Source organism: Nonomuraea insulae (assembly GCF_042656245.1).
In genome coordinates this window covers 1-20,202 of the sequence record NZ_JBHSPA010000018.1, presented here as the reverse complement: position 1 = coordinate 20,202, position 20,202 = coordinate 1, and the positions used below count along the sequence as shown (strand labels likewise).

Genomic DNA, 20,202 nt, shown 5'->3' with positions numbered 1-20,202 from the left:
AGTTTGTTTTCGGCCGTGACGACCATGTGCTGCCAGCGGCGATAAGGCCGAGATCAGCAGCCGCGGCGGCGGGGGACCAGCGGCTTAGCCGGGATTTACGCACGATGGATCATCCTGGTGTCATCGGGACACTAGGAGATGACATGGACGCGAACGAGCCTCGTACCGGTGGCTGGAGCCAGTTCGGTGACACACCCCCGTCCGCGGGAGGGTTCACCCGGCCGGGCGCGTTGATCCCGCCGCCTCCCCCTCCGCCGCGGCGGACCGGGTTCATGCTGACGCGCAAGGCGATCGCCGGGTTCGCGCTGGCCGCCGTGGCCGCCGTGTCGGTGGCGGCGCTGGGCGGCGGGGCCGTGGGCGCCTCCCTCGCCGACGGCAGCAGGCCGGTGGTGACCGCCACCCCGAACACCCCGAGCCCCGTGTTCCACGCCGCCGCCGACCAGTTCACGGTCGCGCAGGTGGCGGAGAAGGTGCAGCCGTCCGTGGTGATGATCCAGGGGCAGACCGCCGAAGGCTCCGGCGTGGTGTTGTCGGAGGACGGCCTGATCCTCACCAACAACCACGTCGTGAGCGGGCAGAACGGCGGGCTGACGGTCAAGTTCAACAACGGCAAGACCGCCCAGGCGAAGGTCATCGGCACCGACCCGAGCACCGACCTGGCAGTCATCAAGGCCGAGGGCGTTTCCGGGCTGGCCAAGGTGGCGCTCGGCGACAGCGACCAGCTCAAGGTGGGCGACGACGTCCTGGCCATCGGCAGCCCGCTGGGCCTGGACGGGACGGTGACGTCGGGCATCATCAGCGCGCTCGACCGTACCGTGACCTCGGGCAGCGGGGGCGGCCAGGACCAGCAGCAGCTCCCGCCGGGCTGGGGCGGGCAGCAGCAGGGGCAGAGCCAGGCGGAGGAGAACACCACGCTCGGCGGCATGATCCAGACCGACGCGGCGATCAACCCGGGCAACTCCGGCGGCGCCCTGGTGAACGCGGCCGGTGAGCTGGTCGGCATCAACAGCGCGATCGCCGCCGACGGTGTCAACCTCGGCTTCGCGATCCCCGTGAACACCGCCAAGAACGTCTCCGAGCAGCTCATCAGCAAGGGCACCGTGAGCCACGTGTACCTGGGCGTGAGCGTGACCGACGCCAGCGGGGGCGTGAGCGGCGCGCTCATCAGCCAGGTGACCGCCGGCAGCCCCGCCGAGAAGGCCGGGCTCAAGCAGGGCGACCTGATCACCAAGATCGGCGAGACGGCGGTCTCCGGCGGCGACACGGTCGTCGGCCAGGTCCGCGGCTACAAGGTCGGCCAGAAGGTCGAGGTCACCTACCAGCGCGACGGCAAGGAGAGCACGGTGACCGTCGCCATGGAGGAGAAGAAGTAGCCCCTGCTCCCCACCGCGCCCTGCCCCACCGCCCCCTGCCCCACCGCGCCCCCTGCCCCGCTGGGCAGGGGGCGCTTTGCGTGGCGGACGCGCACTTAGTCCGATCGGCGGTGATTAGGCCCTCCTCTATCGGCGTAACTCGGGTTACATTCACGTTAATTTGCCCTCTCTTATCCCCCGAGTAGACCGAAGGAGAGAGGCATGAGAGCGAGAACCGCGATCGCGGCCCTGACTGCTGCGGCGATACTCATGCCGCAGACCGCCGCACAAGCCCGTGCGGCGGCCCCGCCCCCCGACGACCAGTTCCAGAAGGTCACGCTCAACGACCATCCGGGCGAGCCGATGGACCTGGCGGTGTTACCGGACTCCAGGGTCCTGCACACCACCCGGCGCGGCGAGGTCTGGCTGCACGACCCGCAGACCGGCCTCAACACGCTCGCCGCCACGCTCGACGTCTACCAGCACGACGAGGAGGGACTGCAGAGCATCGCCCTCAGCCCCGGCTTCGGCAAGGGCTCCAAGAAGGACGACTGGATCTACCTCTACTACTCGCCGCCGCTCGACACCCCCATCGACGACCCGGCGACGCCGGACGTCAACGAGGGCGACGCCCCGTTCACCGGCACGCCGCAGGACTTCGCGCCCTTCAAGGGGCTGATCCGGCTGTCGCGGTTCCGCTGGGCGGGCGCCACCATCGACCTGCGCACCGAGCAGCGCATCCTCGACGTTCCCGTGGACCGCGGCATCTGCTGCCACGTCGGCGGGGACATCGTCTTCGACCCGGCGGGCAACCTGTACCTGTCCACCGGCGACGACACGAACCCGTTCTTCTCCGACGGGTTCACCCCGATCGACGAGCGGGCCGACAGCAACCCCGCCTTCGACGCCCAGCGCAGCGCCGGCAACACCAACGACCTGCGCGGCAAGGTCCTGCGCATCAGCGTCCGCGCGGACGGCTCCTACACCACCCCGCGCGGCAACCTCTTCAGGCCTGGTACGGCCCGCACCCGGCCGGAGATCTACGCCATGGGCCTGCGCAACCCCTTCCGCATCGAGGTGAACAGGGAGACCGGCGTGTTGTACGTCGGCGACTACTCGCCCGACCAGCGGGAGGCCGACCCCCAGCGCGGCCCGTCGGGGACCGGCAAGTGGACGACCATCCGTAAGGCGGGCAACTACGGCTGGCCGTACTGCGCGACGGCGCGGCTGCCGTACGTGGACTACGACTTCGCGACCGGGGCTTCCGGCGCGGCGTTCAACTGCGCGGCTCCGGTGAACGAGTCGCCGCACAACACCGGCCTGCGGGCGCTGCCGCCGGTCACGCAGCCGGACGTGTGGTATTCCTACGGGCCCTCGGCGGAGTTCCCCGCGCTGGGCACCGGCGGCATCGGGCCGATGGGCGGACCCGCGTACGACTTCGACCCGGCCGACACCCGCGGCCGCACCGCCGTGGGCTGGCCGAAGTACTACGACGGCGTCCCGCTCCTCTACGAGTGGACCCGCGACTACGTCAAGGCGATGCACCGCGACCGGCGGATCGAGGACGTGCTGCCCTCGGTCGTCTTCGACAACCCGATGGACATGGAGTTCGGCCCCGACGGCGCGCTCTACGTGCTCGAATACGGCGACGGCTTCTTCAGCGAGAACCCGGACGCCCAGCTCGCCCGCATCGACTACATCGGCAACACCGGCAACCACTCGCCCGTCCCGGTGGCGGCCGCGTCGGCGACGGCCGGCCTCGCGCCGCTCACGGTGAGCTTCACCAGCACCGGCACGAGCGACCCCGACGGTGACCGGCTCCGTTACGCGTGGGACTTCAACGCCGACGGCCGGGTCGACTCCCGCAACCCGCAGGGGTCCTACACCTACACCCGGAACGGCCTCTACAACGCCACGCTCAAGGTCACCGACCCCAGCGGCAGGTCCGCCGCCACCTCGGTACGCGTCGTGGTCGGCAACGCCGCCCCCGTCGTCGAGCTGGTGCGGCCCGTGGACGGGCAGCCGTTCACCTTCGGCGACCTCGTCGAGTTCGAGGTACGCGTCACCGACGACCAGCCGGTCGACTGCGCCAACGTGACCGTGGACTACATCCTCGGCCACGACGACCACGGCCACCCGCAGACCACGGCGCGCGGCTGCGCCGGCTCCATCCAGACCACCCTGCCGAGCGGCCATGACCCGGAGACCGATCACCTGACCGGTGTCTTCGTGGCCACCTACACCGACCCGGGAACCGGCGGCCTGCCCCCGCTGACCAGCAGCACCCAGGTCGTGCTCCAGCCCACCAGTTAGGAGACCTTCCATGTGTTACGGCTACGGCCCCAGCAGGCGTTCCCTGCTCGCCGCCGGTCTCGGGCTAGGGGCGGGCGCGCTCGCCGCCGCGTCCCCGGCCGCCGCGGCGACGACGCCGCCGCACCACTCGCGCGGGGAGCGCGTCCCTCCCGGCCAGATCAGCATGCAGCTCTGGACCGTGCGCGACGACCTGGCCCTGAACTACGACACCACCCTCGCCTACCTGGCCGAGATCGGTTACCCGAGGGTCGAGCTCGCGCTCGGCTACTTCGGCCGGACGGCCCAGCAGTTACGCGCGTTCCTCGACGGGCTCGGCCTGCACGCCAGCTCCAGCCACGACGGCATCAGCCCCGACGACGCCGCCCTGGAGACGAAGATCGAGAACGCGCTGACCCTCGGCCAGTCGTACATCGTCGTGCCCTTCCTGCAGTCCGCCAGCCTGGACGAGTGGAAGGGCTGGGCCGAGCGCATGAACGTCGAGGCCAGAGTCGCCCGCTCGGCCGGGCTGCGCTACGGCTACCACAACCACGCCCACGAGTTCACCACCGATCTCGGCGGCGGGAAGACGCCCTGGCAGGTGCTCACCTCCGAGCTCGATCCGCGCCTGGTCCACCTGGAGATCGACATCTACTGGGCGGTCACCGGCGGCGTCGGGCGCGGCGCCCGTGACCCGGTGAAGTTCGCGATCGACGTGATCCGCAGGGCGCCGCAGCGGGTGCTGCAGTACCACGTCAAGGACCGGGCCCCGGACGGCGACATGGCCGACCTCGGCACCGGCACGATCGACTTCCGCCGGGTCTTCGACGCGCACCAGGTGAAGGAGTACATCGTGGAGAACGACACCCCCGACGTGACGCCGCGGCGTACGTCCGAGGTGGGCTACTCCTACCTGCGGAAGGTGCGCTTCTAGCGGAACGTGGGTCCGGTCCGGCGACCGGGCCCACGACGGTTATGGACCCGGCCAAAATTTCGTTCTGATTCACGCGAAAACACTCCTTCCTCTCCCTTGTGGGCACTTTTCTCTATAACTCGATACAAGGGGGCTGAAGGAGGACCATGTACGTCGCCATCACCACAGCCCTGGCCATCATGGCGAGCCCGCAGGTGGACAACATCGCCCACCGGGGCGGCTCCGCGCACGCGCCGGAGAACACGATCGCGGCCTGCGCCCTGGCCAGGACCCAGCAGGCCGACACGTGCGAGTTCGACGTCCAGCAGACCAAGGATCACAAGCTCGTGCTGATGCACGACGAGACGCTGGCCCGCACCACCAACGTCGAGAAGCTCTTCCCCAAGCGCTCCCCGTGGTGGGTCTCCGACTTCACGCTCGCGGAGATCCAGCGCCTGGACGCGGGTTCATGGTTCTCCGGGCGCTACCGCGGTGAGGGTGTGCCCACCCTCACGCAGGCTTTGCAGGCGGTCGGCCGCACCAAGACCGGGCTGCTGCTGGAGATCAAGCACGCGCCGCGCAGCCCGGACATCGACCGGCGGGTGGCCGCCGAGCTGCAGGAGGGCCGCGAGTGGTGGAGCGGCGAGCGGCTGACCGTGCAGGCGTTCGGCTGGCAGTCGATGCGGGTGCTGCACGACATGGTGCCCAACCTGCCCATCGCGCTGCTCGGCAAGCCGCCCGCCGGCCGGCTCTCCGAGCTGGCCCGCTACGCCGACGGCATCACCCTCCCGCACTCCGGGCTCACCGCCGGGTATGTCAGGAAGGTCCACGATCGGGGCATGCGCGTCTACACGTGGACGGCGGACCGGACCGGCGTCATCCGGCGGCTGATCTCGTACGGGGTGGACGGCATCATGACGAACCGGCCGGACCGCCTCAGGAACGTCAAGCGTGCACGATAGGGCCGCCTCAGATCAGCTCGGTCTTGTAGAAGATGCTGGCCAGGCGCGGCCCCGGCTCCGAGGCCAGGCCGAGGCAGAGGCGCGGGGCGCCGGAGACGATCTGGATGCCCATGCCCTCCGGCTCGCGGTAGTTGAGAGACTGGCCCGCCACGCTGCGGGCCCGCTGCACCTGCTCCCCGGTGCGCAGGTCGAGGCAGGTGATGTAGGTGTTGCCCGGCGCCGGGTTCGTGTCCCCGTAGGCGGTGCCGGTCAGGACGTAGACGTAGTTCCCGTAGGCCGCGTACCCCTGGAAGGTTCCCAGGCCGACGGGCTGGGCCACGTCGTGCAGCCTGTCGGGCGAGCCCGCCTTGACCGACGACAGCGTGAACGCCGCGAACCGGAACGAGCCCTCGCTCACGTAGCGCATGATCAGCCGGTTCGTCGAGGGGTCGATCGTGCACGTCGTGTTGGTCGCTCCCGCGACCGGCGAGTACTTGGTGAGCGCCGCCGACGACGTGGTGAGCGTCTGGCCGTTGACGAACATGAAGCGGGCCAGCTTGGTGCCCCGGGAGCTGTTGCCGTCGATGGGGACCCCGTCCGTCTCCGTCCACAGGTAGGCGGACGACCCCGACGGCTCAACGCCTATCTGCACGCCGTGGCCGAAGCCCATGAGGTACATGTGGCCGAGGATCGACCCGGACAGGCTGAGCTTGGTGAGGCACAGGTCGCCCGCGGCGTTCGAGCCTGAACCGTTTTTGACCTGGACCGTGTAGATGTGCCCGTGGGCGTTGTCGATGGCGAACGACTGCAGGACGGTCGTGTTGTACAGGGCCTTGCGCCAGATCAGCGAGGTCGAGGGAGCGGTCAGCTCGAACCTGCCCTCCGCCGCGGCCGCGGGCTCGCCCCCGGCCAGCGCGGTGGTCGCCGCGACGCCGGCGCCGAGCTTGAGCAGTCCTCGGCGGGTTAACGGTGCATGAGAGGTCATGTTTCGCGTCCGTTCAACTGGAGGTCATGTCACGCCCAAAACACCCTAATGGGAGGGCGCCGATTTGAGATCTGGTCAGGTCGCCTGGTACGTTCAGGCCCATGCAGATCAGTCGATTTTGGCGTTATGTGCCGGCTCCGGGTGGAGCCCAGGGTCACATGCGCTGACTTACTGATCATCCGGAGCCACAGAGCAGAGACATCCCGTCTCTGCTCTTCGTCGTTTAGGCGGTCGGTTCCGGGGATCTGGGTGTGGGCCGTACCGCCGCGAGCTTGAGGGACGCCAGCCCATGACCGTGACCAGCGATCTACGTATCACCTCGTTCGAAGCCCTGCCCACGCCGACCGAGCTGCGGACGGAACAGCCGCTCGGGGAGGAACGCGCGGCGTTGGTGGCCGCGAGCCGCCGCGCCGTACGCGACGTCCTGGCGGGCGACGACGACCGGCTGCTGCTTGTCGTCGGGCCGTGCTCCGTGCACGACCCGGAGGCCGCGCTCGACTACGCCCGCCGCCTGGCCGCCGCCACCCGTGACCTGGGCGACGCCCTGTGCGTGGTGATGCGGGTCTACTTCGAGAAGCCGCGCACGACCATCGGCTGGAAGGGCCTGATCAACGACCCGGACATCGACGGCGGCCACGACGTGCGGCGGGGTCTGCGCCTGGCCCGCACGGTGCTGCTCGACGTGCTCAGCACGGGGCTGCCGGTGGGCTGCGAGTTCCTGGAGCCGACCAGCCCGCAGTACATCGCCGACGCGGTGAGCTGGGGTGCGATCGGCGCCCGTACACCGGAGAGCCAGGTGCACCGGCAGCTCACGTCCGGTCTCTCCATGCCCGTCGGGTTCAAGAACGCGACGGACGGGGACGTGCAGGTCGCGATCGACGGGCTGATCGCCGCCTCGCATCCGCAGGTGTTCTTCGGCATCGACGACGAGGGCCGCGCCTCCGTGGTCACCACCACCGGCAACCCCGACTGCCACGTCATCCTGCGCGGCGGGCGTACCGGCCCCAACTACGACGCCGGCTCCGTCCGCGACGCCCTCGACCTGCTGGCCAAGGCCGAGCGTCCGCGCCGGCTGGTCGTGGACGCCAGCCACGGCAACAGCGGCAAGGACCACGTACGGCAGGCCGGCGTGGTGCGCGAGGTGGCCGCCCGTATCGCGGAGGGCGACAACGGCATCGCCGGGCTGATGGTGGAGAGCTTCATCGAGCCCGGCCGTCAGGAGCCGGGGCCGCGCGAGGGGCTGACCTACGGGAAGAGCATCACCGACTCCTGCGTCGGCTGGGACGAGACAGAACGGCTGCTCGACGTCCTGGCCGAAGCCGTACGCTCCCGCCGGGCCGCTCACTAGTCACGGCATGGTGCGGCGGTAGCAGCCGGGCATTCGCTCCCGAGGCAGGAGGAATGCCGCGGCGGCCACCGCCGCCCGTCGCCGCACACCGTCACGTGGCTCAACCCAGATACGCCTCCCGCACGCGCTGGTCCGCCAGCAGCTCCTTCCCGGGACCGGACAGCGTGGTGCGGCCGAGGTCGATCACGTAGCCGTGGTCGGCCAGGGTGAGCGCGGCCAGGGCGTTCTGCTCGACCATGAGGATGGTCGTGCCCCCGCTGCGCAACATCGCGATGGTCTCCAGGAGCTGTTTGATCATGATGGGCGACAGGCCCATGGTCGGCTCGTCGAACATGAGCAGCTTCGGCCTGGCCATCATGGCCCGCCCGATCGCCAGCATCTGCTGCTCGCCCCCGGAGAACAGCCCCGCCCGCTGCGTCCGCCGCTCCCCGAGCACCGGGAACAGGTCGTAGACGTGCTCCATGTCCCTCCCGACGCGCCGGTCCCTGCGCAGGTGGGCGCCCAGGAGCAGGTTCTCCTCGACGGTCATCCCGGCGAACAACCTGCGGCCCTCCGGGCAGTGGGCGATGCCGGCGGCCAGGATCGAGTGCGCGGGCAGGTCGTGGATCGGGCGGCCCAGGAAGCGGATCTCGCCCCGGTGCGGCCGGAGCAGGCCGGAGATGGTCCTGAGCGTGGTGCTCTTGCCCGCGCCGTTCGTGCCGACCAGGCAGACGATCTGCCCCTCCTCGACGGTGAAGCCGACGTCCCTGACCGCCTCGATGGCGCCGTACGCGACCGCGAGTCCGTTCACTTCGAGCATCAGGCGGCTCCCAGGTAGGCCTCGATGACCCGCGGGTCGGCGCGTACGGCCGGCGGCGGCCCCGCGGTCAGCATCCGGCCGCGGACCAGCACGTAGACGTGGTCACAGAGGGAGAAGATGAACTTGGTGTCGTGCTCGATCACCAGCACGGCGATCCCGCGGTCGCGGATGGCGCCGATCAGCGTGCGCACGGCGGCGGTCTCCTGGGCGTTCATGCCCGCGGTGGGCTCGTCGAGCATGAGCACCGCCGGGTCGCCGGCCAGCGCCCTGGCGATCTCCAGGCGGCGCTGGTCGCCGTAGGAGAGGTTGCGCGCGGGCCGGTCGCCCTCGGGGTCGAGCCCCACGAAGGTCAGTTCCGCGCGGGCCCGCTCGACCGCCTGTCCCTCGCTGCGGCGGAAGCGCGGGCTGCGCAGCAGCGCGTCGACCAGGCCCTGCCTGATGCGGGTGTGCCGGCCGACGAGCACGTTGTCCAGGGCGGACATGCCGGAGAAGAGGCGGATGTTCTGGAACGTGCGGGCCACCCCGCTGCGGGCGGCCTGCGCGGGGTCGGCCGCGAGGGGCCGCCCGTCGAGCAGGACGCGGCCGGAGGAAGGGGCGTACAGGCCGGTCAGGCAGTTGAACAGGGTGGTCTTGCCGGCGCCGTTGGGGCCGATCAGGCCCACGATCGTGCGCTCCGGCACGGTCAGCGTCACCTCGTCGAGCGCGCGCAGGCCGCCGAAGGAGATCGAGACGCTCTCTGCGGTCAGGGTCATGAGGAGGAAACCAATCCCCGGGGGCGGAAACGCATGATCAGGATGAGGGCGAGACCGAAGAGCATCAGCCGGTAGTCGCTGAACTCGCGCAACTTCTCCGGCAGCACGAACAGCAGCGAGGCGCCCACGACCGCGCCGGGCACCGTGCCCATCCCGCCGAGGATCACCGCCCCCAGCAGGGTGACGGACTCGCTGAAGTCGAAGCTCTCGTACCCGACGGTGCCGAGCTTGTGCGCGAAGACCGCGCCCGCCAGGCCCGCCAGCATCGAGCCGACCAGGAAGGCAAGGATCTTGGTACGGCCGGTGCGCACACCCATGGCCCTGGCGACGTCCTCGTCCTCGCTGATCGCCAGCCACGCCCGCCCGGTGCGGCTGCGCTTGAGGTTGCCCAGCACCAGCATCGCCCCGCCGACCATGATCACGGCCACCGCGTAGTAGAGGAACCCGGAGGGCAGGGCGCCGACCGGCTCGTTGAACGACTGGCCGAACAGGGTGATCGGCGGAATCCCCGGGATGGAGTTGGCGCCGCCGGTCAGCCCGCCGATGTCGTTCTGCGCCGCCCTGAAGAAGATCTCCCCGAACGCCAGCGTCACGATCGCCAGGTAGTCACCCCGCACCCGCAGGGTGGGCGCGCCCACGATCACCCCGAACACGCCGGCCGTCGCCGCGCCCGCCAGCGCGGCCACCGGGAAGGGCACCACGAAGGCCAGGTTCGCGGCGGTGAACGCGCCGATGCCGAGGAAGGCCACATAGCCGAGGTCGAGCAGCCCGGCCAGGCCCACCACGATGTTGAGCCCGATCGCGGTTGCGGCGTAGATGCCGATCGTGGCGGCCACGGTCATCCAGTAGCCGGTGCCGGCCTCGGTGACCGGCAGCGACAACGCGCAGGCGAGCAGGACCATGACGCTGAAGACCCGGTGCCGCTCGGACAGGGCGGCGATCCAGGCCAGCACCCGGTACGCGGACAGGATGCCGATCAGGGCGACGGCGAACCCGAGGAAGGCCAGGAACTCGGCCCCGCCGTACGGGTTGCTCGCCCTGCTCTGCCCGCCCGCCGTCAGCGTCGCCGACACCAGCCAGAGCAGGGCGGCGAAGGCGGCCAGCAGCACCGGCCACGCCACCGCCCGCCCGGGCTGCCTGAGCTCGGGAGCCGGCCCGGGTTTGGGCGACCACACCAGCAGCAGGCCGCCTGCCAGCGTCACCGGGCCGCCGATCGACGGCGCGCCGAGCACGATGAGGTAGAGCGAGTGCACCACCGCGATGACGATCACGCCGATGCCGACGGGCCTGGCGGCGCGCGGGAGGAAGGCGGCCACGCCCATCAGTACCAGGTGCAGCCGGAATCCGGTGACCAGGTACGGGGCGTCGAAGAACTGCAGGGTGGCCAGGTCGGGGTAGGCGCCGTCGGGCAGCACGAAGGCGGCCCACGGGAGCAGGGCGCCTGCCAGCACGAGCGCGGCGCCCGCCCACTGACGCCAGGGGCGTGCCGCCGGTGTCCGCACGTCCGGGATCGGTCGAGTCTCCAATGTCGTCATGCCCGGACCCTTTCCGGCCGGCCGAGGAAGCCCTGGGGACGGAACATCAGCACCAGGATCAGCAGCACGAAGACCCAGACGTAGTCGTACTGGGCGCCGCCCCAGGCGTACTGGCCGGCCAGGGACTTGACCAGGCCGATGCACAGGGCGCCGAGCATGGCGCCGCGGATGCTGCCGATGCCGCCCAGGACGGCGGCGGTGAAGGCGAAGATGCCGTTCTGGAAGCCGATGGCGGTGTCGATCTGTGTGTAGTGGATGCCGTACAGGACGGCGCCGATCCCGGCGAGGACCGCGCCGATCACGAACGTCGCCAGGATCACCCGGTCCGGGTTGATGCCCATGAGGCGGGCGGTGTCGGGGTCCTGGGCCGTGGCCCGCATGGCGCGGCCCGTCCGCGAGCGCTCCACGTACACGTGCAGCGCCGCGGCCAGGAGCGGGGCGACGGCCACGGCCAGCACCCCGGTCCAGAGCACCGACACCTCCCCGAGGACCAGATGGCCCTCGGGGAAGGCCCGTGGGAACGCCAGCGGCGCGGTGGCGCCCGGGTAGAAGACCCGGACGACCTCCTGCAGCAGGATGGACACGCCGAGCGCGGTGATCAGCGGGGCCAGTTTGTGCGCGCCGCGCAACGGCCGGTAGGCCAGCCGTTCCATCGCGGCCGCGGCGGCGACGGAGACCGCCACCGCCGCGACGCACATGACCGGCAGCACCACGTACCAGGGCGTGCCCTTGGGCAGCAGGTACAGGGAGACGAAGTGGGCGCCGAACGCGCCCACCATGAACACCTCACCGTGCGCGAAGTTGATCAGCTGGACGATGCCGTAGACCATGGTGTAGCCGAGCGCGATCAACCCGATCAGCGCTCCCAGCACCAGGCCGTTGACGATCTGCTGAGACAGGGTCGCCACGGGTCACTTCGCCTCGTACTGGTCGCTCAGCACGTCCTTCCACGCGCCGGACGTGACCTGGTACACCGTGAACATCTTGTTGACGCTGTCGCCGTACTGGTCGAAGCCGATCACGCCGTTGGCGCCCGCGTCGGTCTTGTACGCCTGGACCTGCTCGTTCAGCTTGTTGCGCTGGTCCAGCTCGCCCGTCCACGCGGCGTTGGCGGTCACCTTGCCGACCGAGGTGACGACCACGTTGGCCGCGTCGTACGCGAACGCGCCGAACCCGCCGTACCCGTCGGAGAAGTTCTTCGCCTTGTACGCCGCCACGAACGCCTTGCCGGTGTCCAGCTTCTCGATCGGCGCCCCGACGGAGGTGGCGACATCGCCGTCCTTGCCGCCGAGCGCGATGAACTGCGGGTCGAACAGCCCGTCGGTGCCCGAGATCGGCACGCTCAGCCCCAGGTCCTTGGCCTGCTTGCTGAGCGGCCCGGCGACGTGGTACTCCGAGCCGACGTAGATCGCCTCGGGCTTGAGCGCCTTCACCTTGGTCAGCACGCTGGAGAAGTCGCTGTCGTTCTCGTTGACCTTCTCGCGGATGACGATCCTGGCGCCCAGCCTGCGGGCCTCCAGGGCGAACTGCGTCGCGCTGTTCTCGCCCACGGCCTTGCCGTCGGTGATGATCGCGATCCGCTTCTTCCCCTCGTGCTCGACCATGTAGCGGGCGTTGAACGGGCCCTGGAGGTCGTCGGTGCCGACGACGCGGAAGTAGTTGTCGTAGGTGCGCTTGGGCGCCTTGACGAAGGCGGCGCCCCTGGACAACACCGGGTCGGTGTTGCCGGGCGAGATCTGCAGCAGCTTGGAGGCGGCGATCTTCGGCTGGATGGCCCTGGCCACCCCCGAGTTGTACGAGCCCACGATGCCCACGACGTTGGGATCGTCGGCGAAGCGCTGGGCCGCCGCCGCGCCCTTGTCCGGGTTCGCCTCGTCGTCCTGCGCGTCCGCCCTGAGCCGGTAGCCCTTGACCGCGCACTTCGTGTTGGCCTGCTCCACCGCCAGCTGCACCGAGTTACGGATCCCCAGTCCGATCGCCGACAGCTTGCCCGACATCGGCGCGATGACGCCGATGACCAGCGTGCCCTTGCTCGTGTCGCAACCGCCGGCGCCGCCGGCCGTCTCGGTCTTGGCGGCGCCGCACGCGCTTGTCGCCAGTGCCCCCGCTATCAGCACGGACAACGCGCTCTTGGTTCTCAACGGAAACTCCCTTGCCCCCGGTCGTGGTTCTCACATCGGACCGGAGGCAAGCTAGGGCCTCTGACTGTTCAGTTGACAGATCAAAAGATGGCCATTGACTGCCCAAGATTCCGGGCAACTGAGCAGTCTTTGGTCTGCTGAATGGTCAGGTGTTGCGCTTAACGTGCCATTCCATGCGCACTATCGGACTCATCGGCGGATTGAGCTGGGAATCCACGGTCATTTACTACCAGGTGATCAACCAGCGCGTACGCGAGCGCCTCGGCGGCAGCCATTCCGCCAACAGCCTGATCTGGTCGGTCGACTACACCACCGTCGAGGACCTCATCTTCGCCGGCCGCTGGGACGAGGTGGGCACCATGCTGGCCGAGGCCGGTGAGAAGCTCGAAGCGCAGGGCGCCGAGATGTTGATGATCTGCAGCAACACCTTCAACCGGGTGGCCGAAGAGGTGGAGCGGGTGGCGAACGTGCCCTTCCTGCACATCGCCGACGCCGTGGGCGCCGAGGTCGACAACAGGGGGATGCGCAAGGTCGGCCTGCTGGGCACCCGCTTCACGATGGAGGAGCCCTTCTACCGCGACCGGCTGGCCGCCCACGGCTTCGAGGTGATCATCCCCGGCCGTGCGCAGCGCGAGCAGGTCCACGACGTGATCTTCGACGAGCTCGTGCGCGGCGTCTTCCGCGACTCCTCCAAGGACGCCTACGTCGAGATCATCGCCCAGCTCGCCGACCAGGGCGCGGAGGGCGTGATCCTCGGCTGCACCGAGATCGAGCTGCTGGTCACCGACAAGGACGCCCCCATCCCGGTGTTGCCGAGCGCGCGGCTGCACGCGGAGGCCGCGGCCGAGTTCGCCCTCACCGGCTGATCGGCTCCAAGTCGTTCCAGAGCTCGCGACGCCAGAGGTCCTCACTGACCCGCTCGATCCCGGCGAGCAGGTGACGGCGGTAGGTGGTGAACGGCAGGCCGAGACGTTCGGCGGCGGCCTCCTGGGTGGGGACGCCGCGCAGGTAGGTGGTGTCGAGCGCGCGGTGCAGCTTACCCGCCCGCGGGTCCCGGCTCAGGTCCTTGATGCCCTGTTCGAGCAGGTCACGCAGGGCCCTGGCGGGGTCGGCGCGCCCGGCGAGCAGCCTGGTGCGGGTGAGCGGGTTGGCGGCCAGCTCGGTGTGCCGCGAGAGGTGCCGCAGCGCCTTGCGGACCGCGCCGGTGAACTCCTCCTGTGACAACACGGCCAGCTCGGGCTCCTGCCGCGCGGCGGGGACGTCCTGCCCGCCTGCCGCCAGCAGCCGTTCGAGCCAGGGGCACGCGGGCGCGGCCCGCCAGTCGTGGGCGTACAGGGCGTACTCGCTGCCGCCCACCCAGGCGTGCTCTCCCAGGTCGTGCATCTGATAGACCTTGTAGTGCTCCGCCCAGGCACGCTCGGTGCCCATGGCCGCGAACGACCAGGCCATGCGCTCGGAGCGCAGGCAATATCCGATCGCCCGCCACTGGACCAGGTCCGGCGTCGGGCACTTCTCGTTCTGCCCGGCGCCCCAGACCCGGATGACGGCCAGGTGCTCGCCCGGCCGCAGCGGCGCCGTCGCACGGGCGGTCGCCCAGGCCGTGGCCATGATCGGGTCGGACTCGGCCGTCTCTTCGTCGAGTTCGTCCAGGCGGAGCCAGGCACAGCAGCCGACCAGCTCGCCCGTGTCGGTGCGCCGGTAGAGGTGGAACGAGCGCGGTTGCCTGGCCGTCCAGAAGCGGATGGTCTCCGCCTGCTCCTCGCCCTCGGCCCGCACAGCCAGGCGCACCAGGTCCTCGGTGTCCTCCGGGCGGAAGACGTCCTCGTACGTCTCGCCCTTCTGGCTCCAGTCGTGCAGTCGCGAGGTCGCGCCGGGTCCCCGGTGGATGTAGAACAGCGAGCCCACGGCCCCGAGCACGTCGGCGTCCGCCGCGAGGCGGATCTGGGTCACGAGGTGGGCCATAATGCGCTGGTGCATGTCGGCGTACCCCTGGGGGTCGCGCCAGCGCAGGTCGGCCTCCAGGATCTCGCGGACCACGTCGTGCGGGTACAGGCCGAGCGGGCTCGACTCGACGAACGGCAACCGCCGCAACCAGGCGAACAACGCCGCCGCGTCGTGGTCGGGCAGGACCGCGCGCACCAGGTCCTCGGTCGTCATGTACGTGTGCGCGCACACCTCCAGCGCGTGCCAGTGCGCCGGGCTGGGCACCTCGCCGACGAGCTGGCCGAGCAGCGTGCTCACCACGTCCTGCGTGGGCGTCCACCGGGAGCTCGCCTCGCTGTCCCTGATCGCCACCGCCGCGCCCAGCGACAGCGCGAGCGGATGCCCACCGGCGAACGCCAGCAGCGGCGCCCGCAGTTCGTCCGCCACACCTCGGGCGTCCAGCAGGTCGGCGGCCTCCGCGGGCTCCAGGTCGCGCAGCGGCATCACCTGCAAGGTGCCCGCCCAGCCCGGGTCGGCCTGCCACATCATGTGCGGCGGGTTTCTCCCCGCCATCACGATCACCGTGCCCACCGGCACGCGCGGCAGGAACCGTTCGCGCACCCAGCACTCCAGGCCCTGGATGCGTTCGAAGGTGTCCACGAGCAACACTCCGCGCTCGTCGCCGAGCACCTGTCCCGCCTCGGCTTCGAAGGCGGCGGGGGACGGGTCGAGCGTGCGCCCGTCCAGCAGCGTCACCGGCCGCCCGGCCGCCGTCGCCTCCTGGACGAAGCGCCGTAGCAGCGCGGACTTGCCGACACCGCCGGGGCCGTGCACGTAGAACACCCGGCCGCCACTGTCCAGCGCCCTCGCGAAGGCCGCCAGTTCCTCTTTCCGCCCGACGAAGGAGCGCTCCCTGGCCGCATGGAGACGCTTTCCCAGGTTGTGGTCAGTTCCCAGAAGTCGCCTGCTGTCAATGGCTGGTGACATGTGTGCAACTCTAGCGTCAGGAATCCCTCAACTGCCAAAATGGCTCTCAAGCCAACATATTCACACAAAGCTCAGGGAGCGGTGAGTGCTCGGGCACAGGCGCCGAGGCCGTACTCGCTGGAGGCTTTGACCAGCACCACGTCGCCCGGCTCGATCAGCTCGGTGGCCACCCTGATGGCCTCGGTCACGTCATCGGCCGTGCGCACGATGACGTTCCCGGCGGACGCCGCCGCCGCCATGGCGAGCGGGTCCTCGTCCCCGACCGCGATCAGCACCTCGATGCCGAGATCGGCCACGAGCCTGCCCATCTCCGCGTGCCGCTCCCGCGAGGCCTCGGCCTGCTGTCCCATGCCGCCGAGCACGGCGACGGCCCGCCGGCCGCCGGCCAGCGCCCGCAGCGCGCGCAGCCCGGCGCGCATGGACTCGGGGTTGGCGTTGTAGGCGTCGTTGACGACGGTGACGCCGTCGGGTCGTTCGCTGATCTCCAGGCGGCCCCCCGAGCGCCGCTTCGCCTGGGTCAGGCCCTCGGCGATCGCGCCGGCGGGCAGCCCGAGCGTCACGGCGACCGCGGCGGCGGCCAGGGCGTTGCTCACCTGGTGCTCGCCGATGAGGTCCAGCTCCACCCTGGCCCGGCCGGCGGGCGTCACCAGGTCGAACGCGGGCCTGGCCCCCTCGCGCAGCACCACGTTCTCGGCGCGCAGGTCCGCGGAGCCGCCCCACAGCACGATCTGGGCCTTGGTGCGCGCGGCCATGCCCATGACGTACGGGTCGTCGGCGTTCAGTAGCGCGAACCCGTCGGCCGGCAGCGCCGCGACCAGCTCCCCCTTGGCCTCGGCCACGTCGGCCAGCCCGCCGCCCATGCGCGACACGTGCGCGGCGCCGACGTTCAGCACCAGGCTCAGGTGCGGCGGGGCGATGCCGGTGAGGTAGGTCAGGTCGCCCTTCTGGCCCGCGCCCATCTCCAGCACCAGGTACCGGGTCGCGGGGTCGGCGCGCAGCACGGTGAGCGGCAGACCGAGCTCGTTGTTGAACGACCGGTCGGTGGCGATCGTCGGCGCGTGCCGTTCGAGCACCTGGGCCAGCAGGTCCTTGGTCGTGGTCTTGCCCACGGAGCCGGTCAGCGCGATCACGGCCGGGCTGAGGCGTTCGAGCACGTGCTTGGCCAGCAGGCCGAGCGCGGACTGGACGTCCTCGACCACGAGAGCGGGCACCCCGACGGGCCGCGCGGCCAGCACGGCCACGGCTCCGGAGTCCACCGCCTTGGCCGCGTAGTCGTGTCCGTCCACCCGGGCGCCGGCCGTCGCGGCGAACAGGCCGCCCGGCACCACGTCCCGCGAGTCGACCGCCGACGGCGCCGTCACCAGGGCCGCCGCGTCGGGTACGTCGTGCATCTCGGCGTCGATCACCCGCGCGATCTCGGCCAGCGTCATGGGGATCACGAGCCGCTCCTCGCCATCGCCAGGTCGATGAGGCGGCGCAGCAGGTCAGGGTAGGCGAGCCCGCTCGACTCCCACGCCCTGGCGTAGACGGAACGGGCGGTGAATCCCGGCATGGTGTTGATCTCCAGTACGTAGAGGCGTCCCGTGCCCTCCTCCCAGAGGAAGTCGACCCGGGCCAGGCCGTAGCCGCCGATCGCCTGGTAGGCGCGCAGGGACAACATACGTACTTCCTCGGCCACCTGCTCGGGCAGCACGGCGGGGATTGTGGCGATCTCGGACTGACTGAGGTATTTGGACTCGTAGTCGAGCCAGTCGCCGTTCACGAGCAGCTCGCCGGGCACCGAAGCCTGCGGGGTGTCGTGGTCGCCGAGCACGCCGCAGATCAGCTCGCGGCCGTTCACCCCCTGCTCGACCACGACCACCCGGTCATAGCCGAAGGCCAGCTCGACGCCCGTGCTCAGTTCCTCCATGGAGGTGACGCGGGAGATGCCGATGGAGGAGCCCATGTTGGCCGGTTTGACGTACATCGGCCAGTCGAGCGACTTCACCAGGCCCCAGTGGTCGGTGGCGGTGTCCCAGTCGTGCCGGGTGAACCACACGTACGGGCTCACCGGGAGGTCCTCCGCGAGGAACGTGCGCTTCATCGCGACCTTGTCCATGGCCACGGCCGAGGCCAGGACGCCGCAGCCCACGTACGGCAGGCGCAGGGTCTCCAGGTGGCCCTGGATGACGCCGTCCTCGCCGTACGGGCCGTGCAAGACGGGGAAGACCACGTCCGCCACGTCGCGGCGCAGGTCGAGCGGCCATCTGCCCTGGCGGTCGATGATGACGGGGATGGGCTCGTACAGGTCTCTCGGCAGGGCGTCGAGCACGGCCTGCGCCGACTGCAGCGACACCTCGTGCTCCGCGGACGGCCCGCCCGCGAGCACGGCCACGCGCAGGCGTTCAGTCATGATCGATCAGCCTCTCTTGCCATGGCATGCGTTTGTCCGCCGTCACGAACCCGGCCGCCCGATTGTGCACCGATCGCCTGATCACTTTTGAGTCCAGATTCTGTCCAGTCTCTACTCACCCTTGGCCAGAAAGTTTTGCCCGCCGTTTTACCGCCTGCTGTACCCCGAGGTGGGCAGTGCGCGGGATCGCCGTGGCCCCCGGCGTTCTCCTAGTTTCGAGGTGCCACGAGAAGGGCGCTTCTCACCGTGGCAGAGGAGGCGGGGGGCATGTCAGTGGAGATCGTTTCCGGATCGCTGGGATCGCGGGTGCACGCGGCGCGCGAGCTCGCGTTCGTCGGCAGGAAAGAGGAGCTGGGCGTCTTCCACGCGGCGTTGCACGGCCGGGGCTGCAATGTCCTGTTCGTGCACGGGCCGGGCGGCATCGGCAAGTCGGCGCTGTTGCGCAGGTTCGCGCAGGAGGCCGCGGCGGCCGGGCGGCCGGTGACGCGGCTCGACGGGCGGGAGCTGGAAGCCTCACAGGAGGCGTTCGCGGCGGCGGCCCTGCCGCTGGATGCCGACGGGGTGCTGCTGGTGGACGCGTTCGAGCGGATCCAGGGCCTGGAGGGGTGGCTGCGGGAGACGTTCCTGCCCCAGGTGCCGATGGGCGCGCTGGTGGTGCTGTCGGGGCGGAACTCGCCGGACATCCGCTGGCAGGCCGACCCCGGGTGGGCGGCGGCGCTGGAGGTGATGCCGCTGGGCGACCTGGTGCCCGAGGACGCGCGGGCCCTGCTCGACTCCAGCGAGGCGCCCGGCGAACGGCGGGAGAACGTGCTGGCCTTCGCGGGCGGGCATCCGCTGGCGCTGTTGCTGGCGGCGGCGGTGGCGGCGTCCGACGGCGGGACGTCGCCGAGGCAGGACGCGCTGGCCACGCTGCTGGATCAGCTCGTGGGGGAGGTGCCCTCGCCGGCGCACCGGCATGCCCTGGAGATCAGCGCGCATGCGTACGTGACGACGGAGGAACTGCTGCGGGCGGTCCTGCCGCAGGACGCGGGGGCCTTGTTCGGCTGGTTGCGCCGGTTGCCTTTCATGAGGTCGAACAGGCTCGGGTTGGTGCCGCACGACGTCGTACGGGAGGCGCTGGAGAAAGATTTCCGCTGGCGGGACCCGCAGGGGCACGCCGAGATGCACGACCTCATCCACGCGCATCTGGCCGGGAAGGCGCGCACGGCGGCGGAACCCGACGTGCTCGGCGCGGTGGCGTCGCTGCTGTATCTGTATCGCGGTGACTCGGCCGGCTTCCAGGAGCCCGACGTGCGGGAGGAGGACCTGGGCCCCGGTGACGTGGAGGCGTTGCTCCGGGTGGCCGAGGGGGAGGAGTCGGCGGCCTTCTGGGTGAAGCGACGGCCGGAGGCGTTCCGGGTGTATCGGCGCGATGGTGAGCCGATCGCGTTCTGCGCGTGGTTGTTGTTGCCTGAGCCCGACGAGGAGGAGCTGGCGGCCGATCCGGTCGTGGCCAGGGCGTGGGCGTACGCGCGCGGTACGGCGCCGTTGCGTGCCGGTGAGCAGTTGGCGGTGGCGCGGGTGTGGGTGTCGGCCGCTTGCCGGGGGGATGCGTCGGTGACGCGGATCATTCAGTGGCGGGCGATCGGCAACTGTCTGCGGATCGAGTGGATGGCCTGGTCATTTATCGCGATAAATCATGACATGGTGTGGCCGTATCGGATGGCTGAGCTGACCGAGCGGCCGGAGGTGGGCGAGGTACGTGGGGCTGGCGAGATGGGCGGGGCTGGCGAGATGGACGGGGCTGGCGAGATGGATGAGGTTGGCGGGATGGGTGAGGTTGGCGGGGTGGGTGAGGTGGCGCAC

At 70.4% G+C, this 20,202-nt stretch carries 16 protein-coding genes; 7 read left to right on the top strand and 9 right to left on the bottom strand.

All coding sequences use genetic code 11. The annotated features are described in order from the left end of the window. The first annotated feature begins 143 nt into the window (after positions 1-143). The 4 genes from ACFPZ3_RS14620 to ACFPZ3_RS14605 all read left to right on the top strand — a co-directional run bounded on the left by ACFPZ3_RS14620 (position 144) and on the right by ACFPZ3_RS14605 (position 5,516). Complete coding sequence (locus tag ACFPZ3_RS14620) at positions 144-1,373, top strand: S1C family serine protease (RefSeq protein WP_379514615.1); 1,230 nt, start codon at positions 144-146, stop codon at positions 1,371-1,373. 201 nt (positions 1,374-1,574) lie between these two features. Then, positions 1,575-3,665, top strand: coding sequence for a PQQ-dependent sugar dehydrogenase (locus ACFPZ3_RS14615; protein ID WP_379514614.1), 2,091 nt, complete (start codon positions 1,575-1,577; stop codon positions 3,663-3,665). 10 nt (positions 3,666-3,675) lie between these two features. Continuing rightward, complete coding sequence (locus ACFPZ3_RS14610; RefSeq protein WP_379514613.1) at positions 3,676-4,575, top strand: sugar phosphate isomerase/epimerase family protein; 900 nt, start codon at positions 3,676-3,678, stop codon at positions 4,573-4,575. A gap of 146 nt (positions 4,576-4,721) precedes the next feature. After that, on the top strand, positions 4,722-5,516 hold the full coding sequence (locus ACFPZ3_RS14605; protein WP_379514612.1) for a glycerophosphodiester phosphodiesterase: 795 nt from the start codon (positions 4,722-4,724) through the stop codon (positions 5,514-5,516). Positions 5,517-5,523: 7 nt separating this feature from the next. On the opposite strand, the gene ACFPZ3_RS14600 is transcribed toward ACFPZ3_RS14605, so the two are convergent. Beyond that, complete coding sequence (locus ACFPZ3_RS14600; RefSeq protein WP_379514611.1) at positions 5,524-6,480, bottom strand: phage baseplate protein; 957 nt, start codon at positions 6,478-6,480, stop codon at positions 5,524-5,526. Between the two features lie 289 nt (positions 6,481-6,769). Here ACFPZ3_RS14600 and ACFPZ3_RS14595 point away from each other — a divergent pair, with 289 nt between their 5' ends. Further along, entirely contained in the window at positions 6,770-7,828 is a 1,059-nt protein-coding gene (locus ACFPZ3_RS14595; protein WP_379514610.1) for a 3-deoxy-7-phosphoheptulonate synthase, read from the top strand. Between the two features lie 100 nt (positions 7,829-7,928). Here the strand turns inward: ACFPZ3_RS14595 and ACFPZ3_RS14590 are convergent, their stop codons facing one another. Genes ACFPZ3_RS14590 through ACFPZ3_RS14570 form a run of 5 tightly spaced genes read right to left on the bottom strand, consistent with a single transcriptional unit; the run spans position 7,929 to position 13,055 of the window. Continuing rightward, complete coding sequence (locus tag ACFPZ3_RS14590; protein WP_379514609.1) at positions 7,929-8,627, bottom strand: ABC transporter ATP-binding protein; 699 nt, start codon at positions 8,625-8,627, stop codon at positions 7,929-7,931. Next, entirely contained in the window at positions 8,627-9,379 is a 753-nt protein-coding gene (locus tag ACFPZ3_RS14585; protein ID WP_379514608.1) for an ABC transporter ATP-binding protein, read from the bottom strand. The genes ACFPZ3_RS14590 and ACFPZ3_RS14585 overlap by 1 nt, the downstream gene beginning before the upstream one ends. Next, positions 9,376-10,914, bottom strand: a complete 1,539-nt coding sequence (locus tag ACFPZ3_RS14580) for a branched-chain amino acid ABC transporter permease (RefSeq protein ID WP_379514607.1) — start codon at positions 10,912-10,914, stop codon at positions 9,376-9,378. The genes ACFPZ3_RS14585 and ACFPZ3_RS14580 overlap by 4 nt, the downstream gene beginning before the upstream one ends. Then, positions 10,911-11,822 (bottom strand): branched-chain amino acid ABC transporter permease, encoded by a 912-nt coding sequence (locus ACFPZ3_RS14575; protein WP_379514606.1) that lies wholly within the window; start codon positions 11,820-11,822, stop codon positions 10,911-10,913. Before ACFPZ3_RS14575 ends, ACFPZ3_RS14580 begins: the two co-directional genes overlap by 4 nt. A gap of 3 nt (positions 11,823-11,825) precedes the next feature. Continuing rightward, the gene (locus ACFPZ3_RS14570; protein WP_379514605.1) at positions 11,826-13,055 is read right to left on the bottom strand and encodes a branched-chain amino acid ABC transporter substrate-binding protein; all 1,230 of its coding nucleotides are present in this window, start codon (positions 13,053-13,055) and stop codon (positions 11,826-11,828) included. Between the two features lie 173 nt (positions 13,056-13,228). Between ACFPZ3_RS14570 and ACFPZ3_RS14565 the strand changes: the two genes are divergently transcribed. Continuing rightward, entirely contained in the window at positions 13,229-13,921 is a 693-nt protein-coding gene (locus tag ACFPZ3_RS14565) for an aspartate/glutamate racemase family protein (RefSeq protein ID WP_379514604.1), read from the top strand. Here ACFPZ3_RS14565 and ACFPZ3_RS14560 read toward each other — a convergent pair. The 3 genes from ACFPZ3_RS14560 to ACFPZ3_RS14550 all read right to left on the bottom strand — a co-directional run bounded on the left by ACFPZ3_RS14560 (position 13,911) and on the right by ACFPZ3_RS14550 (position 18,357). Next, positions 13,911-15,965, bottom strand: coding sequence for an AAA family ATPase (locus tag ACFPZ3_RS14560; RefSeq protein ID WP_379514603.1), 2,055 nt, complete (start codon positions 15,963-15,965; stop codon positions 13,911-13,913). The genes ACFPZ3_RS14565 and ACFPZ3_RS14560 overlap by 11 nt on opposite strands. Positions 15,966-16,036: 71 nt before the next feature. Next, positions 16,037-17,395, bottom strand: coding sequence for a UDP-N-acetylmuramoyl-tripeptide--D-alanyl-D-alanine ligase (locus ACFPZ3_RS14555; protein WP_379514754.1), 1,359 nt, complete (start codon positions 17,393-17,395; stop codon positions 16,037-16,039). A gap of 5 nt (positions 17,396-17,400) precedes the next feature. After that, positions 17,401-18,357: a D-alanine--D-alanine ligase family protein gene (locus ACFPZ3_RS14550; protein ID WP_379514602.1), complete on the bottom strand. Its 957-nt coding sequence runs from the start codon at positions 18,355-18,357 to the stop codon at positions 17,401-17,403. A gap of 267 nt (positions 18,358-18,624) precedes the next feature. On the opposite strand from ACFPZ3_RS14550, the gene ACFPZ3_RS14545 reads away from it, so the two are divergent. Continuing rightward, positions 18,625-20,202, top strand: a 1,578-nt coding sequence (locus tag ACFPZ3_RS14545) for an ATP-binding protein (RefSeq protein ID WP_379514601.1), incomplete at its 3' end; no start/stop codon positions are given.

What these genes read in the sequence shown, in the direction of transcription:
- ACFPZ3_RS14620 (WP_379514615.1), top strand. Translation starts at nt 144, where the DNA reads ATGGACGCGAACGAGCCTCGTACCGGTGGCTGGAGCCAGTTCGGTGAC.
- ACFPZ3_RS14615 (WP_379514614.1), top strand. Translation starts at nt 1,575, where the DNA reads ATGAGAGCGAGAACCGCGATCGCGGCCCTGACTGCTGCGGCGATACTC.
- ACFPZ3_RS14610 (WP_379514613.1), top strand. Translation starts at nt 3,676, where the DNA reads ATGTGTTACGGCTACGGCCCCAGCAGGCGTTCCCTGCTCGCCGCCGGT.
- ACFPZ3_RS14605 (WP_379514612.1), top strand. Translation starts at nt 4,722, where the DNA reads ATGTACGTCGCCATCACCACAGCCCTGGCCATCATGGCGAGCCCGCAG.
- ACFPZ3_RS14600 (WP_379514611.1), bottom strand. Translation starts at nt 6,480, where the DNA reads ATGACCTCTCATGCACCGTTAACCCGCCGAGGACTGCTCAAGCTCGGC.
- ACFPZ3_RS14595 (WP_379514610.1), top strand. Translation starts at nt 6,770, where the DNA reads ATGACCGTGACCAGCGATCTACGTATCACCTCGTTCGAAGCCCTGCCC.
- ACFPZ3_RS14590 (WP_379514609.1), bottom strand. Translation starts at nt 8,627, where the DNA reads ATGCTCGAAGTGAACGGACTCGCGGTCGCGTACGGCGCCATCGAGGCG.
- ACFPZ3_RS14585 (WP_379514608.1), bottom strand. Translation starts at nt 9,379, where the DNA reads ATGACCCTGACCGCAGAGAGCGTCTCGATCTCCTTCGGCGGCCTGCGC.
- ACFPZ3_RS14580 (WP_379514607.1), bottom strand. Translation starts at nt 10,914, where the DNA reads ATGACGACATTGGAGACTCGACCGATCCCGGACGTGCGGACACCGGCG.
- ACFPZ3_RS14565 (WP_379514604.1), top strand. Translation starts at nt 13,229, where the DNA reads ATGCGCACTATCGGACTCATCGGCGGATTGAGCTGGGAATCCACGGTC.
- ACFPZ3_RS14560 (WP_379514603.1), bottom strand. Translation starts at nt 15,965, where the DNA reads ATGTCACCAGCCATTGACAGCAGGCGACTTCTGGGAACTGACCACAAC.
- ACFPZ3_RS14555 (WP_379514754.1), bottom strand. Translation starts at nt 17,395, where the DNA reads ATGACGCTGGCCGAGATCGCGCGGGTGATCGACGCCGAGATGCACGAC.
- ACFPZ3_RS14550 (WP_379514602.1), bottom strand. Translation starts at nt 18,357, where the DNA reads ATGACTGAACGCCTGCGCGTGGCCGTGCTCGCGGGCGGGCCGTCCGCG.